The sequence below is a fragment of the Halomonas sp. genome (assembly GCF_029263665.1).
Taxonomy (GTDB): domain Bacteria; phylum Pseudomonadota; class Gammaproteobacteria; order Pseudomonadales; family Halomonadaceae; genus Halomonas.
Map to the genome: position 1 here is coordinate 42,292 of NZ_JAJUFQ010000016.1, position 16,731 is coordinate 59,022.

Below are 16,731 nucleotides of genomic sequence, written 5' to 3' on the forward strand. Positions count from 1 at the left end.
TTACCTGACCGAACCATGGAGAAAAAAACAGAATGACAAGTGACAGCATGGCGGCCAGCAAGCCTTTGTCCGGGGTGACGGTGCTGGATATGTCACGAGTGCTGGCCGGCCCATGGGCCGGTCAACTCCTGGCCGACCTGGGGGCACGAGTGATCAAGATCGAGCACCCGACCCGGGGAGATGATACTCGTAGTTGGGGGCCTCCCTGGTACTTTGCTGCAGGCCGCGATGCCCAGGGGGAAACGCTGCGAGAGGCGGCCTATTTTCTGTGTGCCAACCGCGGCAAGCAGTCGTTGGCGGTGGACATGGCGTCCAGCGAAGGGCAGTCCTTGATACGTGATCTGGCCAGGCAGGCGGATATCGTGCTGGAGAACTTCAAGGTGGGCGGGCTCAAGCGGTACGGCCTTGATGCCGAGAGCTTGAGGGCGTTGAACCCAGAGCTGATCGTATGTTCGATCACAGGGTTTGGTCAGACCGGCCCCTACGCGCACCGAGCGGGTTATGACTTCATGATCCAGGCCATGGGAGGCCTGATGAGTCTCACTGGCGAAGCCGATGGCATGCCAATGAAAACAGGCGTGGCCATTACTGATGTGATGACAGGATTGTACGCGACCATTGGCGTACTGGCCGCGCTTCATCGTCGTCGCGAAACCGGGCAGGGCACTCACATCGATCTGGCACTACTCGATGTACAGGTAGCGACATTGGCCAACCAAGCACTCAATACCCTGGTCAGTGGAAAAGCTCCTGCCCGTTACGGCAATGCCCATCCCAATATCGTGCCGTACCAGGCGTTTGCCTGTGCTGATGGGCACTTGGTGCTGACTGTCGGCAACGATGGGCAATTCTCTCGTCTGGCAGGGTTGCTGGGTCATCCTGAGTGGGCCGATGGCCCTTGGTCGACCAATGAAGGGCGGGTGGCTCACCGAGACGAACTGGTGGCCGAGATCCAGAACGCGCTTATGCAAGATGAGCGTGATGTGTGGCTGGCAAAGTTCGAAGCGTTGGGGATTCCCGCAGGCCCCATTCATAAGCTCCCGGAGGTCTTTGCTGATCCCCAGGTATGTCATCGAGGCATGGCAAGGAACATAGGTGGCGTTCCCCAGGTGGCCAACCCTCTTCGCTTCGATGGGGAAAGTGCCACGGGTGATCAGCCTCCACCGGCTCTGGGGGAGCATAGCGACAGAGTGCTGGCGGAAATGGGACTATCGGCGGAGAACATTGCACGGTTGCGGGCCGAGGGCATTGTGCGCTGATAAGCCATGGCATCGGCCAAAGACCCTAGGTAAGGTGGTTGTCCCAGCGCAATGGCAGTTTCGCCAGCTGCGTGAGTTCACCTTGTGCAGAGACCTGGTAGAGCCCGCCATTGCCGGTAGTGACAATATATCCCCCTTGGCCATCACAGCGGGTGCCTGCGGCATCCGCGAGTTCGGGAGCGGCGATGATTTCTCCACTTTGCTGGTCGAGCATGACGATACGTCCCCCTCGGGGAGCCGTGATCAAGGCGCTGCTGGAAGAGCCGCTCTGTGACTGGCTGACAGCCACACTGGCAGTATATTGAGCCAGCTTCGGCTGCAGCCCGCCGAGATCGAATTCGTGAAACTTGCCTTGAGGGTCAAGGCGGGCGACCAGTGGGTGGTGTGTTTCCCAGATCGGGCCTTCGAACTGATAGCCGACGATCACGCCGCCATTTTCTGCCACATCGAGGTGGCGAACGCTGAGCTGATGATGGGACGGCCTGTGGCGGGCTTGAATTTCGCCGCTGTGACGGTTGACCAGCAGCAAGGCTGGGTCCATGTCATCGAGGTTCAGCTTGATTCGGCCGCTGTCTGGATGTGTCTTGATCCCGCCCAGAGCGATGACAAGAGTGTCACCATCCGGCATCAGCTTGAGCTCGTGGGGGCCAATGCCCTCCAGCTCGATGTCATGGTGATGGGCGTAATTGGCGTCGGCATCATAGACCCTTGCCAGGCCCATGGCATCCTCGAGGCGGTTGGCCGTCACGTAGAGCCAGCGCCCGGAGGGATCGAATACACCATGGCCGTAGAAGTGGTATCCCGGGCCTGCATCGATGCTTTGCAGTTCGCGATGGTGGCGTGCATCGAGAACGTGGAAATGGCGGCCCGGGCGGCGTGCGAAGAGTATTGCCTGAGGCTGGTGAGGGTGCAGGCAGCCACCGTGGCAGCGCTCGGGGGCCGGCAGTAGAAAGTGTTCGCTGCCGTCGCGATGGATACCCGCCAGATGGTGGTTCCCCTCGAGATCATCGACAGCGCTGAAGAACCATTGGCGCCGGTTTTCCTGATTGTCTAAAACCCACTGTGCCGTTGCCAGGTTCGTACCGCCTATAGCCAGGCTTGCCCCTAGGCTGCCAAGTCCCCATTTGAAAAGACCAAGCTTCAGTATCTTCCGACGTTGTCTGTCCAATGCCACGGTGCTGTACCTCAATCAATCGCCATCACTGGAGTTGAACCCGCGCACTACCCCAAGGGCACTGGCGATCTGTTCGTTGAGCAGTTGGCGTAACTGAGCGACTTTCATGTAGAGCGTGGTCAAGCCCGCCTGGGCATCGGCATGTTCCAGCCCGCTGGTGATGCCGCCATCAAGTTCCTGTGCCTGCTTGATCGTCTTGTTGAGCTGGCTGTCGAAGGCTTGTGCAAGATCACTGCGATCAATGTTGTCGAGGCTCACCATCAGGCCTGGCAGAAATCCTTCCTTCAGGCCCTGCAGGCTGGCCTCGATCAGGCTGATCGAAGCATCGCTGCGCCAGGCTTCTGCGCGATAGGCATTGGCGGGGCTGCCCATCATTCCGATGGGCTCACCGAGACGCTTGTCTTCAATGGTCTCCAGCGTCTGCATGGCAGCGTGAAGCGTGGCTTGCGTCATGCTGTCGGTAGACTGGTAGTAATCCCCGAAAGCCTCCCAGTCCGTCACCAACGTCATGCTCGTCTCGTTCAGGTGAGTCGAGATAGCTTGCAATAGAGCACAGGGTTGCTCTGCAGAGAGCGTTAAATCAGCCATTCCGTCGTCATACAGCAGGACTTCCAATGCAGGAAACCCTTGCTCTGCGACACCCGCCTCATCGATGTCAGCCTTAGAGATTTGCGTGTCCTGATGCAGTCGGGTCTTGACCCGACTGCCAACCAGGTTCTTCTTGTCAGGCCAGAACTGCAGCTGCCAGGCACGGCTATTGACTTCGATGGGGCCGAAGTCGACAAAGCGCACGGCTTGCCAGGCGCGGTAGGCAGAAAGCCAGTCCGAGCGCAATTGGTGCTCGCTGTTGGCTTCTGGCGCCGAGCACAAGGCAGTGGCGTCTTCCTGCAATTGGCCGGTGGCCTCAGCTAGCTTGGTGTAGAGCGCACCAATATCCTGATACCACTGCTGGCGTGGAGTAACGGATGTATCGGCGGCCTGGGAAGATAACGAGATTAACGACAGGCAGGCGATAGCGACGGCTCTAGGGCAGTTCAGGGAAATCATACTGTTCATGGAAACCACGCCGTTCATGGAAATCACAGTGAATTCAGGAACTCGATCAATTGGGAACGCTGTTCCGCGGAAAGATCACGATAGGCCTGAGTGCTGTCTTCTGCTTCACCACCGTGCCATAGAATGGCCTCTTCCAGGGTTCGTGCACGGCCGTCATGCAGAAATCCGGCACGCTCGTTGATGCTTTGTGCCAGGCCGACTCCCCAGAGCGGAGGTGTACGCCATTCCTGCCCATTGGCTTCATACTCGGGGCGGCCATCCGCCAGTGCTTCCCCCATGTCATGCAGCAGCAGGTCGCTGTAAGGCCACAACGTCTGATTGGCCATTTCCGGGCGGGGTGTCTTGTCGGCCGTGGTCAAGCTGGGGCGGTGACAACTGCTGCAGCCAATGTCGTTGAAGAGCCTGGCACCGGCTTGTACAGCAGGTTCATCCATGCTGCGTCGCTGAGGGACTGCCAGGCTCTGAGCATAGAAGGTCACGAAACTGGCGACCTTGTCGGATACTTCCGGGGTTCCGCCGCTGGCGAACTCATTGCAATCTTGCTCTGGCATGCAGTCCGTGACAGGCGCCAGGCTGGAAGTCAAGCCCATGTCGCCAGCAAAGGCATGCAAGCTCTGCTGTTCGATGGTGGGTTCCCCGGCTTTCCAGCCGAAACGGCCGAGAACCGTGTTTTCCTTGCGCGCGTCCCAGACATGATTGGGGCGGCCGGAAATGCCATCTCCGTCACTATCATCAGGATCTGCATATTCCAGAATCTGCTGCTCCGGTACCGCTTCGAGCAGGCCCAGGCCGATCATCGGCGGGGCGACCCGAGGGGAAATCAACATGTCTGCCGGCAGGGGACCATAAGCAGGTTTTTCGATGCGATAGTCCGGCACCTGAAGTGATACTTCAGTGCCATCGGATAGCGCCACTTTTGTATCGGAATAGCTGAGCACCATATCGGCTTCGGGCCTGGCTCCGGGGATCGCCGCCGTTTGCAGCTGGCGCCCATAATGGGGCACAGGCAATACGCCGGTCATGCGCACCACTTCGCTATCCTTGTCGGTGGCTGGCATCGACAAGCGCAGGAAGAGTGAGACCGGGCGCTGGTCAGGAGTCGGTGGATGGCCTCGCCCATCCTTGATATGGCATCCCTGGCAGCTGTTGGTATTGATCAACGGGCCCAGTCCATCACGTGCATCTGTGCTGGACGGTGCTACTACCCAAGGATTGCGGAAGAAACTGTTGCCGACACTGAAGTCCAGGCGTCCGGTCATGGGCAGGTTTTTCAGTGGCAGTGAATAAGCGTTATGGTCGAATTGCTCGACGGAACCTTCACCTCCACTCATGGGGGTGTCCTGAATGGAAGCGCTCAATACAGGAGAGACCAACGTGAATGTCATGCACAGTGGCAACACACCCAGTGTTGCCAGCTGTGAGATAGTGAGGCGCATCATCAGAAGTTGTGTCCTGCATCATCGGACTGCAGGTCGTCGACCCCAAGGTCGATGGCGGCTTTCTCAATGCTGCCTGTCTGGGTCACCAGTGCCAGGATGGCATTGTTGACCAAGGTGGCACCTTCCTCATTACCCGGGGCGATCATCATGTCGAATGTCATGGGGTCGTCATTGGACTCTGCCCGGGATTTCAACTCACCAAGTGCACTCATTGACGCATCGATTTCCTGGCTCAACGTCGCAGATAGTTTAGGATCGCTCTGCTTGAGCAAGTCTTCCACGGAGGGGCCGTCGAAATTGGTGCCGTCCATGCGCTCGAAATGGCCGGTGTAAGCATTCTGGATGCCCTGGCCATTGTAGTAGTGAGAGTTGTGGGTATTGTCGCTGAAACAGTCATGTTCGTCCTCGTAGGAGTTGGCTTCCAGAGCAACCTTCATGCGCTCTCCTGCCAGTTCTCCCAGTGATAGCGACCCCATGCCGAACAAGATACGGCGCAGGCCCTCCTGCGGAGATGCAGCCAGCAATTCACTACGATAATTGTCGTCGTTACCGGGAGCCCACTGATCCACCATCCATTCCAGGTCAGAGACCAGCAGGTCGGTGACGGCGTCCAGATAGGCTCGACGCCGATCACAGTGACCATTGGTGCAGGTATCGTCTTGCGCAAAGTCCGTGGCTTCGCGTTCTCCTGCACCAGGATCATAACCATGGAGATCCTGCCCCCAGAGTAGAAACTCGATGGCGTGATATCCCGTGGCGACATTGGCCTCGGAGCCCCCGACTTCATTCAGACTGGCCAGCAATTCTGGAGTAAGCTCGGAAACGTCCACCTCCTCGCCGCCCACGGTAATGCTTTCCGAGGCGATGATATTGGCGGTGGCTCCGGCATTGCCCAATTCGTGCTCGTAGCGGTCTTCAGCGACGTAGTCGATCAGGCCTTCATCCAGAGGCCAGGCATTGAGCTGGCCTTCCCAGTCGTCCACCACCGGGTTACCGAAGCGGAACACTTCGCTTTGCTGATAGCTCACCCGAGCCTGGCGCCAGGCCTGACGGGCCGAGGCCAATGCTTCTGGTGTAGGGGAGGCAAGCAGGGTGTCGACGGCTTCATTGAGCTGCTTGGCACTCTTCAGGGCATCGATGTAGGTGTTGTGTGCCAGATCAGCGTAGTGGGAGACCACCTGCTGCGGTGTGACATCCTCTCCTTCCGTGGCATTGGCAGTGGTTGTTAAGGGAATGGAGAACATGCAGGTTGCGATGAGTGCGGATAACGGACGAGGAGCGAAATGCTGGGCCATGATGGAATCCTTGTTATTGCTGAGCCGTGATGAAAATAGTAACGAGAGACAATCTCATTGCAAAGAGTAGGCTACCTACCCTTGTCCCAGGTCAGCACAATTATTGAGGATTCCACATTGGCCCGGCGAAGTACCTCTGGCTTCAGCGAGGCGAAACTCGTCGATTGATGCCTGTCTCTGCGATCATCCGGGTGGAGATTTCTTCCACCGAGAAGCGTGTCGTATCGATGAAAGGAATATGCAGTTGACGATATAACGCTTCAGCCTGCGAAACTTCCTGCATGCACTGGTCCATGGAACTGTAACGGCTGTTGGGGCGGCGTTCGTGGCGGATGGCGGCCAGGCGGCGTGGGTCGATGGTCAGTCCGAACAGCTTGTGGCGATGTTTGGCCAATACGGGAGGCAGTTTCAGGGTGCCATCCTCATCCTGGTCATCCTCGGTCAATGGGTAGTTGGCAGCACGGATGCCAAATTGCAAGGCCAGGTACAACGATGTCGGCGTCTTGCCGCAGCGAGATACACCGACGAGGATGACATCAGCCTGGTCGTACTGATGGGTGCGGGCCCCATCGTCATTGTCGAGAGCGAAATGCACAGAGTGGATGCGATCCATGTAGGCGGCATCACTGGCAATGGCGTGGGTGCGCCCGACACTATAAGAGGAGTGAGTTTCCAGTTCCCTCTCCAGGGGCTCGAGGAAAGTCGAGAAGATATCGACCTTGAAGCCTGGTGCAGCCCGAATCACGTCGCGAATCTTCTGGTCGACGATGGTATCGATGATGATGGGTTGGACACCATCACGCACGGCGGTGGCCTCAATGATACCGACCAGGGAGTGCGCTTTTTCAATGGTGTCGATGTAGGGTTTGGTCAGTTTGCGAATCTCAACATTCTCGAACTGAGCCAGCAGACTACGGCCGAGGCTTTCGGCAGTGATGCCAGTACCATCGGAAATGAAGAAAGCAGTACGTGTCATGAGGGTGCTCTTTGCTCATTTTTTGTAGTGGCCTGCCCAGACAGGCCATATGCCCGCATTGTCACCGCCAGAGCCGGCTGCGGCAAGTGACGGCATGTCAGGCAAAATACGTGAAACTACATAAATCCCGATAAATGCCCCGAGTGTTGTAAAAATCCTCCAGTGACTACGCCCCTATACTGATAGCGCTTGGTGGACAGCGCTGTTAGAGTCGCCTGCATCCAATTCATGATGCCTTGAGATGAACCTGAACGGGATGGATCCGAGGCACTGAATAGCCAAGAAAGGGGGCTAAGGTGGAAAAGTACATTCTGTGGTTCGATCAGTTGGGCATGAATGACGTCGAGCGCGTGGGCGGCAAGAATGCATCACTGGGTGAAATGATCTCCCATCTGTCTGGCGCGGGTGTGACAGTCCCCGGTGGTTTTGCCACTACGGCTGATGCTTATCGTGAGTTTCTTGCTCATGAAGGGCTCAACGATCGTATCAATGCTGAATTGGCTCGCCTGGATGTCGACGACGTCGCTGCTCTGGCGGAAGCAGGCGCCAAGATCCGTCAATGGATCATCGATACGCCACTCCCCCCGGCTTTCGAGTCTGCGCTGGGTGAAGCCTATGAGCTCATGCTCAGCAAGCACCCGAACCTCAAGGTCGCTGTGCGCAGCTCTGCTACCGCAGAAGACCTTCCGGATGCTTCCTTTGCTGGTCAGCAGGAGACCTTCCTCAACATTGAAGGCTACGACAACATCAAGCGTGCCGTGCACGAGGTGTTTGCTTCCCTGTTCAATGACCGTGCCATTTCCTACCGTGTCCACCGCGGTTATGCGCATGAGAACGTAGCGCTGTCCGCCGGTGTACAGAAGATGGTGCGTTCCGAGACTGGCGCCAGTGGCGTCATGTTCACCCTGGATACGGAATCAGGTTTCCGTGATGCTGTTTTCGTCACTGCTTCCTGGGGACTGGGTGAGACCGTGGTTCAGGGGGCGGTCAACCCCGATGAGTTTTACGTGCATAAGCCGACGCTGGCAGCAGGGCGCCCAGCAGTGCTGCGCCGCAACCTTGGTTCCAAGCTGATCAAGATGATCTATACCGAGGACGCAAGTGCAGGCAAATCCGTTGCCACGGTAGATGTTCCTCTTGCTGACCGGGGGGTGTTCTCGATCAATGATGAGCAGGTCATGGCACTGGCGCGTCAGGCCGTCATCATCGAGAAGCACTATGGTCGCCCGATGGATATCGAGTGGGCGCTGGACGGCGATGATAACGAGTTATACATCGTTCAGGCTCGCCCTGAGACCGTGGTTTCCCAGCAGGAAGGTGGCTCCCTGGAGCGTTTCCAGCTCAAGGAAAAGGGTCGCACTTTGGTCAATGGTCGTGCCATAGGCCAACGTATCGGCCAAGGGACGGTCAAGGTGATCATGTCTCCCGACGAGATGGATAAAGTGCAGGCTGGGGATGTGCTGGTCACCGACATGACCGATCCGGACTGGGAGCCGATCATGAAGCGGGCTTCCGCCATCGTTACCAATCGTGGTGGACGTACCTGCCACGCTGCCATCATCGCCCGGGAGCTGGGTATCCCCGCTGTCGTAGGATGTGGCGATGCGACTGACGTTCTCTCTGATGGCCGTGATGTCACGGTTTCCTGTGCCGAAGGCGATACAGGGCATGTCTACGACGGCCTGCTGGCGTTTGATCGCAGTGTGACCAGTGTCAATGCGATGCCGGACATTCCGTTCAAGATCATGATGAACGTGGGTAACCCGGACCGAGCTTTCAGCTTTGCATCGCTGCCCAATTCTGGTGTCGGTCTGGCGCGTCTTGAGTTCATCATCAACCGGATGATCGGTGTTCACCCCAAGGCGTTGCTCGATTATGCGACCTTGCCTGCTGAGCTGCAGCAGACCATTGATCTTCGCGTCGCTGGCTATGCCGACCCAGTCAGCTTTTATGTCGACAAGTTGGTCGAGGGTATTTCCACATTGGCGGCTGCCTTCTATCCGCAGCGTGTCATCGTGCGTATGTCGGACTTCAAGTCCAACGAGTACGAGAACCTGATTGGCGGCAAGCTCTATGAGCCGGGCGAAGAGAACCCCATGCTGGGCTTCCGCGGTGCCTCTCGTTACATCTCCGAGAGCTTCCGTCCTTGCTTCGAGCTGGAATGCCAGGCCATGAAGCGTGTGCGTGACGAAATGGGCCTGGACAATGTCGAACTGATGGTGCCCTTCGTTCGTACTACCGATGAAGCCCGGGAAGTTGTCGATCTGCTTGCTGCCAATGGTCTCAAGCGCGGCGAGAATGGTCTCAAGGTCATCATGATGTGCGAGTTGCCGGCCAATGCTCTGCTGGCGGATGAGTTCCTTGAGTATTTCGATGGCTTCTCAATCGGCTCCAATGACTTGACTCAGCTGACTCTGGGACTTGATCGTGATTCAGGTATTGTTGCCCACCTGTTTGACGAGCGTAACCCAGCCGTCAAGAAACTGCTGGCCATGGCCATCCAGGCCTGCAAGGCCAAGGGCAAGTACGTGGGTATCTGTGGCCAAGGGCCATCAGATCACCCTGAGCTGGCCAAATGGCTGATGGAGCAGGGAATCGACTCGGTCTCCCTGAACCCGGACGCTGTATTGGAAACCTGGTTCATGCTGGCAGGTGAGAGCCTGTCCTGAACCTGAAGGTTTTTCTGCTACACCACCAACGCCGCAGCTTTGCTGCGGCGTTGGTGTTTCTGACTGACGAGAGGTTCTGACTGGCGAGAGGTTTCTGACTGAATAGGAGTTTTTGGCTGTCTGGTATGCGACTGTCGCTGATCGACTACAGTGGTGCAAATGTCGGGGAGTCTTGTGCAAGCGGGCTGTTTCATTGCGCTCAATGGGTAAACTGGTGCCATCTAGCAAGCCCATGGAGGACCTTGTCATGAACAAACTGCAAGTTGCCACGTGCCAGGGCAAGAAGCATCACAGCAGAATCCTGGCAACTGTGCTGGCTGCTATGCTGATATTTCCCACTGGCATGGTGTGGGCGGATTCCTGGAAGAATGAGTCCGGGCACGGCCGTTACTACAGTCATCATCACGACGACGATCGCGATGACGATTATTGGGAAGCTCGGGAAGACTATCTGGAAGCTCGCGAAGAGTACCAGGAGGCTCGCGAAGAGTATCTCGAAGAACGTCGCGGAGATGACAGGTACGAGTACCATGAACGTTACGGCCGGGATCACTATGATGATTTTGACCGTGAAGGGCTGAGTTACGATAGTCGTGAAATAGATAATATTGCCAATCAGGTGATCAATGAAGTCGCTCGCCAGCTGCTCAACTGATGGCCTCGACATTAGCAGAAGAAGCAGAGGGTACCGATTATCCGGGGTCTAGATGCAAACCCCGTAGCGAGAGGAAAATACCATGTGCCGAGACAATGATATGCCGCTGAACAACAGAGTTTCAGGTGTCTGGAAGCCGGCGCTTCTGGTACTTGCACTGGCGACGTTCAGTGCCACGGCGGTTGCTGCTAATAATGGCCATGGTAATAGCCAAGGCCATGGTCCGGACAAGGCCCAGCAACAGGGTCATGGTGGCGGCCAGGGCAACCATGGTCCAGACAAGCTCCAGGACAAGGGGCGTGGTGTCGACTCATCCTATCGCCATGACAGCAACCGGTCTGATTCGGACTTCGATCGCGATCATCGTGATTTCGATCATGGTCGTGACTTCGATTTCGATGATAATCATATTCGCAATATCTTCCATGATCATCGCGACTGGCATGCTGGCAACTATCAGGCACTTCCACCTGGCATTCGCCAGAACCTTCAGCGCGGCAAGCCGCTACCTCCGGGAATTGCCAAGCAGCGCTTTGATAACCGTTTCTATGACGTGCTGCCTCGTTACGATGGGTATGAGTGGCTTCAGATCGGTACAGCTGCAGTACTGATCAATGCTGCCAATGATGTGGTAGAACATATTATCTGGGACATTTTCGACTGATTCTGGTCATGTGTATCCATTTGGCCTGTTTCTGACTTTTTTACCGGTCAGTGCCAAAATAGCGCCCTCGAGTGTTCAAGTGCACTTGAGGGCGTTGTTTTGTGCATCTATGCTCATTGATGTTGCCAATGCTTGTCTCAGCCGCTTCAATGGAGGTCCCGGTAGCGACATAAAAGCGACATGCCCAAGATCTACCATTTCAACCTGTCATATGGATGACTGGACAGTGGTATGGGTTCAACAGGATGTTAAAAACTCAGGAGGGTGTTATGGGAATTTTCTCGTGGATCATATTGGGACTAATTGCCGGCATACTGGCGAAATGGATCATGCCGGGCAAGGACCCTGGTGGCTTTATTGTCACTACATTGATTGGTATCGCCGGTGCGTTCGTGGGTGGCTTTCTGGGCTCCCTCGTCGGTATTGGTGGTCCCGTCAGCGAAATCAGCATTGGTAGCATCATTACGGCGGTGATTGGCGCTCTGGTGCTGCTTTTCATCTATCGCAAAGTCAAGGGGTAACAGCGTCTTGTGCTGCTATCCTTTATAGCGTTGTTGGTATAAATGGCATATTTGCTGGTAATGGGCAGCGTCATGCTGTCCATTGTCGTTTGTCTGGGGTGGGCTGCATGGGCATTAGGCCGCTGGTGCATTCAGCGGCTGACGCCGGCCCATACTCCCAGGACGGCAAAATCTCGAGTGTCGCCATCAAAAAAGGTCACACCCAAGCCAAGGGCGTCGGCGGCAAAGCGCACTTCTTCAACGGCCAAGCCCACGCGGGCTTCCGACAAGGCCAAGCCGATAAAGGTTGAGAAAGCCCCGCTTGCTCCCCCCAATCTGTTGACTCGTTTTCTGGCCAAGTGTCGTTCGACACTACCTTTGGGGCTATTTGCCCTGTTTCTCTTCGGTGTTATCAAGCTGGCACAGATAGGCATGCAAGCCCGCTCTGAGGATGTGCCTGTGGGGTATCATCAATTGGTGACAGTGGTGGGGTGGGCTGCTGTCGTATTGCTGGTGCTGGCAGTGTTGTCCTTTCTCGCTTTATGGCGGGTTTCACGATACGAACAAAAGGAACTGTGATGACCCCTGACAATATCTTTTCGCGCCAACGGCTCGCACGAGCCATTGCATTCAGTACTTGTGCGGGTATGACGCTATGGTTGAGCGGTGCGGCTGTGGCCCAGGACGGGTTCCACTACACTGCGCCGGCCGTAGCCCCTGAGTCTGGCTCGGGTTATGAAGAAAAACCGGGGTGGACGACATCGACCTTTGCTGTGGCTGCGGCGAACCCACTGGCGACTGACGCAGGTTACCAGGTGCTCAAGGCGGGCGGTTCGGCGATCGATGCTGCCATTGCAGTGCAAATGGTACTCACCCTGGTGGAACCTCAATCCAGTGGCATCGGGGGCGGTGCTTTCCTGATGCTGTTCGATGGCAACCAAGTGCATGCCTACGATGGTCGTGAAAAGGCGCCTATGGGCGCCGGGCAAGACCTGTTCCTCGATCAGGAAGGCAATCCGCTGGATTTCACGGAAGCAGTGGAAAGTGGCCGTGCAGTGGGAGTGCCGGGGACTGTCAAGATGCTGGAGGCTGCTCATCAGGCCTATGGGAAGCTCGCCTGGAAGGATCTGTTCGAACCGGCCATCACTCTGGCAACCGAAGGTTTCCCGGTGAGCCCCCGGTTATATCAGAGCCTGGTATCGACGCCGTCGCTGGCCGAAGATGCCATTGCCCGGGATTACTATTTCGATGATGCCGGTAACCCGCTGGCCGTTGGTACTGTACTGAAAAACCCTGCTCTGGCCGAGATACTGACCCGCATCAGTGAAGAAGGCAGCGGCGCTTTTTACCAGGGAGACATTGCCGAAGACTTGGTTGCCAGGGTTCAAGGGCATGAATCTCCCGGCAGCATGACCCTGGATGACCTGTCTTCCTATGAGGCAGTAGAGCGGGATGCGTTGTGTACACCATGGCGCGAGTACAAGGTGTGTGGTTTTCCACCGCCTTCTTCTGGACACCTGACCATGATGCAGACGCTGGGCATCATGGCTGCACTACCTGAAGTCGAAGTGCCGGTGCATGATGGAGTGCCTACGGTGGATTGGCTGCATCCTTTCCTGGAAGCATCGCGTCTGGCCTTTGCCGACCGTGGTCGATACATCGGCGACCCGGATTTCGTCGAGGCACCTGGTGGCGACTGGAATACCATGCTGGCGCCAGATTACCTGGCCAGTCGTGCAGCTCTTGTCTCGGAACAAAGCATGGGCAGTGGAGGAGCCAAGCCGGGTAATCCTGGAGAAGTGCAGACAGCCTGGGCATCTCAACCGAATCAGCCAGAACATGGTACCAGCCATATCAGCATCATCGATGCGGATGGTCAGGCCATCGCCATGACAACGACCATCGAGCAGGCCTTTGGGTCGCGCATCATGGCCAATGGTGGCAGTGAGCTGGCGGGAGGCTATCTGCTGAACAACGAGATGACGGATTTCTCCTTCACTGCGCAGGATGAACAAGGCAACCCCATTGCCAATCGAGTGGAGCCTGGAAAGCGGCCTCGCTCAAGCATGAGTCCAACCCTGGTGTTCGATAACGCCAGCGGTGACCTGGTCGCTAGTCTGGGCTCTCCTGGTGGAGCTGCGATCATCCACTATACTGGCGAGGCCATGGACGCCATGCTGCACTGGGGGCTGTCGCCACAGGAGGCCTTGAATCTGCCACATGCCGTGACCCTTGGAGATGATGTGTATCTGGAGGAAGGGCGTTTCCCGCAATCCACCATCAATGACCTCGAAGGTCTGGGACATGAAGTCGAGACCCGGGAGCTGGTGAGTGGCCTACAGGCATTGCGGGTTACAGAAGAAGGTATCCAGGGGGGAGCCGACCCTCGTCGTGAAGGTGTCGTGATGGGAGACTGACATCGTTGGCGAGAGCATTCGTGCTGAATGAAAACAAGCGCCATCCCTTGTCACGGGATGGCGCCTTTGCGATGGAAGGTTTCGACAAGCAAGATGCTGACACATCAGATAGCTGGCTTGGTCAACTGGACAACCAGTGGCGCAATTTCAATAACAATAGCTCTCCATCGCCCATCCTCTGTCTTTCTACGAGCAGGTGGCGGAGCAGGTCTGGGCGATCGGTGATGATGCCATCGACACCCATGTCGATCAGCCGGGCCATGCGGCTTTGGTCATTGACTGTCCAGGCGTATAGCTTGTTGCCGGCAAAGTGGGCGCGCTCGATCTCCTCAGTGTCGATGCGCGCATGATTCAGGCCTAGTGCCTGGAAACGATGGCGTGGCAGCCCCCCTGGCAAGGCCCATTCGGCCAGCAGCAGGGTTCGAGCCTCTGGAGCCTGGTGGTTGATCTGGATGAGCTGATGGTAGGAAAGCGTGGCGAGCCAGACATCTTCGAAGATGGCAGGGTTGCCACAGATATGTCTGGCCAGAAAGTCTTCTCCCCGGTTGCGACAGCGTCTTCTCCAGTCTCGCTCGGCATGGAGCGTCTTCATTACAGCATTGAGCAACAGGCGTTCATTGCCGCCGCTGGGCTTGAGTTCGATGATCAATCCTGCCTTGCCTCTCACTTCAGCCAGGGCTTGATCCAGGCGTGCCAACGGCTCTCCCATGAAGGTGTGGTTGAAGCTGGAACCGATATCCATTCTTGCCAGAGTCCGCCAATCGAGGTCGGCGATGCGTCGTTCATCACCGGTCAGGCGACGTAGACTGGAATCATGGCTGAGCACGGCGACACCGTCAGCACTCAGGCGAACATCGACTTCAACCTGATCAGCACCTTCGTCAGCGGCCAGACGTACTGCCGACAGGCTGTTTTCCGGAGCGCTCCAGGAGCTGCCACGATGGGCGATGACGCTGACATCATCATTGATCTCATGGCTCTCCAGCATCAGCCAGGCCTGGGAAAGAGCAAAGATAACAGCCGCTGCCTCGACGCTCCAGGCCAGACGCCCCGGATGAGCATCCCGAGGCGGTGGTTGCAGGTGCGGCAGGCTATGAGCCCGATCAAGGTAAAGGCAGGTTGCCAACAAGGCATTAAGGGCAATGGCGGCGAAAGCTACCGCAAGGGTGATCAGAGTGACGAGCGTCACCACTATCAGCATCACGCCGACGATCAGACTGTGATTTTCCGGCAACTGTGCCAGCAGTGGAGACAGCATGCTGCCGAAGGCGAAGGATATTGTCCAAGGTAGCCCCAGGATGATGGCCAGCATCGAGATGACGGCCGCGGCCATACTGGACAGGTTGTCATGGGTGAGAGCATGGCTGCGTTTCAGTGCAGCCGGGGCACTGAGTTTTTCCAGAATCAGACAGGGAAGGGCCAGCCACCAGTGCAACAGCTGACGGCCGGCCAGTGCTGCCCATGTGCCGATGATCGGCAGGCAGGAGGCGATGAAGACCCAGAATTCCATGGGCCTGACTCGACGCACATAGTAGGCGTCCAGATGGCCGAGCATGCCCTGATACAGCCAGTCCAGGCAGAGCAGGACAACGACGATCATGGCCAGATGACACGCCACCTGGATCATGGCAAGCGAAAGCAAGGCAGGCAGGCGATGCAATGTCTGCCGGAAGGCAACCATCGCCTGATGCGCATGAGAGCCTCGGCGGTCGAAGGCCATGAGCATCATCCCTGCCTGTTGCAGGTACAGTAACGTCAGTACTGCGATCACGCTGGCATAGATCCAGGCCAATCCTGCTGGGGTGAGCAGCAGGTTTAAGGCGTCCACGGTGGTCACCAGAGGACGTCCCACGTTACGTAGCCAGGATGACAGTGCCCAGCCCATGGCAGGAAGCAGCAGGGCAGAGGCCAGCACAGTGAACAGCAGGTGATAGGCCAGCAGTGGCCTGAGATGATCACGTAGGCTGATGAATACAGCCTTGGCCAGGGAAGTCATGGCAGCATGCCGATGAATCGAACCGAAGGCACCACAAGTCCTGTTGTGGTGCCTGGAGGTCGGTCAGGCGAGGCTGAGGCGTTCTTGGGCGACCAGAATGCCGTTGTTATCGGCGTACACCCACTGGCCTGGCGAGATGGTGACGCCGGCAAAGGTCACCGGGATGTCGCGGGTGCCTTCGCCGCGTTTCTCGCTCCTGCGCGGATGAGCTCCCAGTGCCTGGATGCCAAGCGCTGTCTGTGCGAGTACATCGACATCGCGTACGCAACCGTACATCACCACTCCAGCCCAGCCATTGGTGGCAGCTTGCTCGGCCAGCATGTCGCCAAGCATGGCACAGCGCGTGGACCCTCCAGCATCAACCACCAGTACGGCTCCATCGCCGGGCTCTGCCACGGCCTGCTTGACCAGAGAGTTGTCTTCGAAGCACTTTACGGTTCTTACCTGACCGCAGAATGCTTCAATACTGCCAAAATTGACGAAGATAGGCTCAAGCACCTCGACATCAGGGTAGGCGTCACAGATGTCAGGAGTAACGATGGGGGACATCACAGCAGCTCCTTGCCAGAATGAAATGGGGTCCATTCAGTATCTGCTGCTGCTGTGCTGGGGTAAAGCTCAGTGATATATC

Annotated in this window: 14 protein-coding genes; 7 read left to right on the plus strand and 7 right to left on the minus strand. The window is 57.0% G+C overall.

Annotated elements, in window-relative coordinates:
* The first annotated feature begins 32 nt into the window (after positions 1-32).
* Positions 33-1,259 carry a CaiB/BaiF CoA-transferase family protein gene (locus Q1K07_RS14970; RefSeq protein ID WP_300312499.1) on the plus strand — a complete coding sequence of 409 codons (1,227 nt, stop codon included), beginning with the start codon at positions 33-35 and terminating at the stop codon, positions 1,257-1,259.
* Positions 1,260-1,284: 25 nt separating this feature from the next.
* On the opposite strand, the gene Q1K07_RS14975 is transcribed toward Q1K07_RS14970, so the two are convergent.
* The 5 genes from Q1K07_RS14975 to Q1K07_RS14995 form a co-directional block, all read right to left on the minus strand.
* Positions 1,285-2,433: a DUF1513 domain-containing protein gene (locus Q1K07_RS14975; protein ID WP_300312501.1), complete on the minus strand. Its 1,149-nt coding sequence runs from the start codon at positions 2,431-2,433 to the stop codon at positions 1,285-1,287.
* Between the two features lie 15 nt (positions 2,434-2,448).
* The gene (locus Q1K07_RS14980; protein ID WP_300312504.1) at positions 2,449-3,489 is read right to left on the minus strand and encodes an imelysin family protein; all 1,041 of its coding nucleotides are present in this window, start codon (positions 3,487-3,489) and stop codon (positions 2,449-2,451) included.
* Between the two features lie 23 nt (positions 3,490-3,512).
* A complete protein-coding gene (locus Q1K07_RS14985; protein ID WP_300312506.1) occupies positions 3,513-4,928 on the minus strand; it encodes a di-heme oxidoredictase family protein in 1,416 nt (471 codons plus the stop codon).
* On the minus strand, positions 4,928-6,172 hold the full coding sequence (locus tag Q1K07_RS14990; RefSeq protein ID WP_300312611.1) for an imelysin family protein: 1,245 nt from the start codon (positions 6,170-6,172) through the stop codon (positions 4,928-4,930). The genes Q1K07_RS14985 and Q1K07_RS14990 overlap by 1 nt, the downstream gene beginning before the upstream one ends.
* A gap of 193 nt (positions 6,173-6,365) precedes the next feature.
* Positions 6,366-7,199, minus strand: a complete 834-nt coding sequence (locus Q1K07_RS14995) for a pyruvate, water dikinase regulatory protein (protein WP_300312509.1) — start codon at positions 7,197-7,199, stop codon at positions 6,366-6,368.
* Positions 7,200-7,495: 296 nt separating this feature from the next.
* On the opposite strand from Q1K07_RS14995, the gene ppsA reads away from it, so the two are divergent.
* The 6 genes from ppsA (at position 7,496) to ggt (ending at position 14,104) form a co-directional block, all read left to right on the plus strand.
* Entirely contained in the window at positions 7,496-9,868 is a 2,373-nt protein-coding gene (gene ppsA / locus Q1K07_RS15000) for a phosphoenolpyruvate synthase (RefSeq protein ID WP_300312512.1), read from the plus strand.
* 247 nt (positions 9,869-10,115) lie between these two features.
* Positions 10,116-10,523 carry a hypothetical protein gene (locus tag Q1K07_RS15005; RefSeq protein WP_300312515.1) on the plus strand — a complete coding sequence of 136 codons (408 nt, stop codon included), beginning with the start codon at positions 10,116-10,118 and terminating at the stop codon, positions 10,521-10,523.
* A gap of 82 nt (positions 10,524-10,605) precedes the next feature.
* Positions 10,606-11,187 (plus strand): anti-virulence regulator CigR family protein, encoded by a 582-nt coding sequence (locus Q1K07_RS15010; protein ID WP_300312518.1) that lies wholly within the window; start codon positions 10,606-10,608, stop codon positions 11,185-11,187.
* A 269-nt stretch (positions 11,188-11,456) separates the two neighbouring features.
* Positions 11,457-11,708, plus strand: a complete 252-nt coding sequence (locus tag Q1K07_RS15015; protein WP_149285003.1) for a GlsB/YeaQ/YmgE family stress response membrane protein — start codon at positions 11,457-11,459, stop codon at positions 11,706-11,708.
* A gap of 177 nt (positions 11,709-11,885) precedes the next feature.
* Complete coding sequence (locus Q1K07_RS15020; RefSeq protein ID WP_300312522.1) at positions 11,886-12,266, plus strand: hypothetical protein; 381 nt, start codon at positions 11,886-11,888, stop codon at positions 12,264-12,266.
* Positions 12,266-14,104: a gamma-glutamyltransferase gene (gene ggt / locus Q1K07_RS15025; protein WP_300312524.1), complete on the plus strand. Its 1,839-nt coding sequence runs from the start codon at positions 12,266-12,268 to the stop codon at positions 14,102-14,104. Before Q1K07_RS15020 ends, ggt begins: the two co-directional genes overlap by 1 nt.
* A gap of 121 nt (positions 14,105-14,225) precedes the next feature.
* Here ggt and Q1K07_RS15030 read toward each other — a convergent pair whose 3' ends face one another.
* Together Q1K07_RS15030 and rraA are read right to left on the minus strand one after the other, a co-directional pair.
* Complete coding sequence (locus tag Q1K07_RS15030; RefSeq protein WP_300312526.1) at positions 14,226-16,100, minus strand: glycerophosphodiester phosphodiesterase family protein; 1,875 nt, start codon at positions 16,098-16,100, stop codon at positions 14,226-14,228.
* A gap of 63 nt (positions 16,101-16,163) precedes the next feature.
* Positions 16,164-16,649 carry a ribonuclease E activity regulator RraA gene (gene rraA / locus Q1K07_RS15035; RefSeq protein WP_300312529.1) on the minus strand — a complete coding sequence of 162 codons (486 nt, stop codon included), beginning with the start codon at positions 16,647-16,649 and terminating at the stop codon, positions 16,164-16,166.
* Between the last annotated feature and the right edge of the window lie 82 nt (positions 16,650-16,731).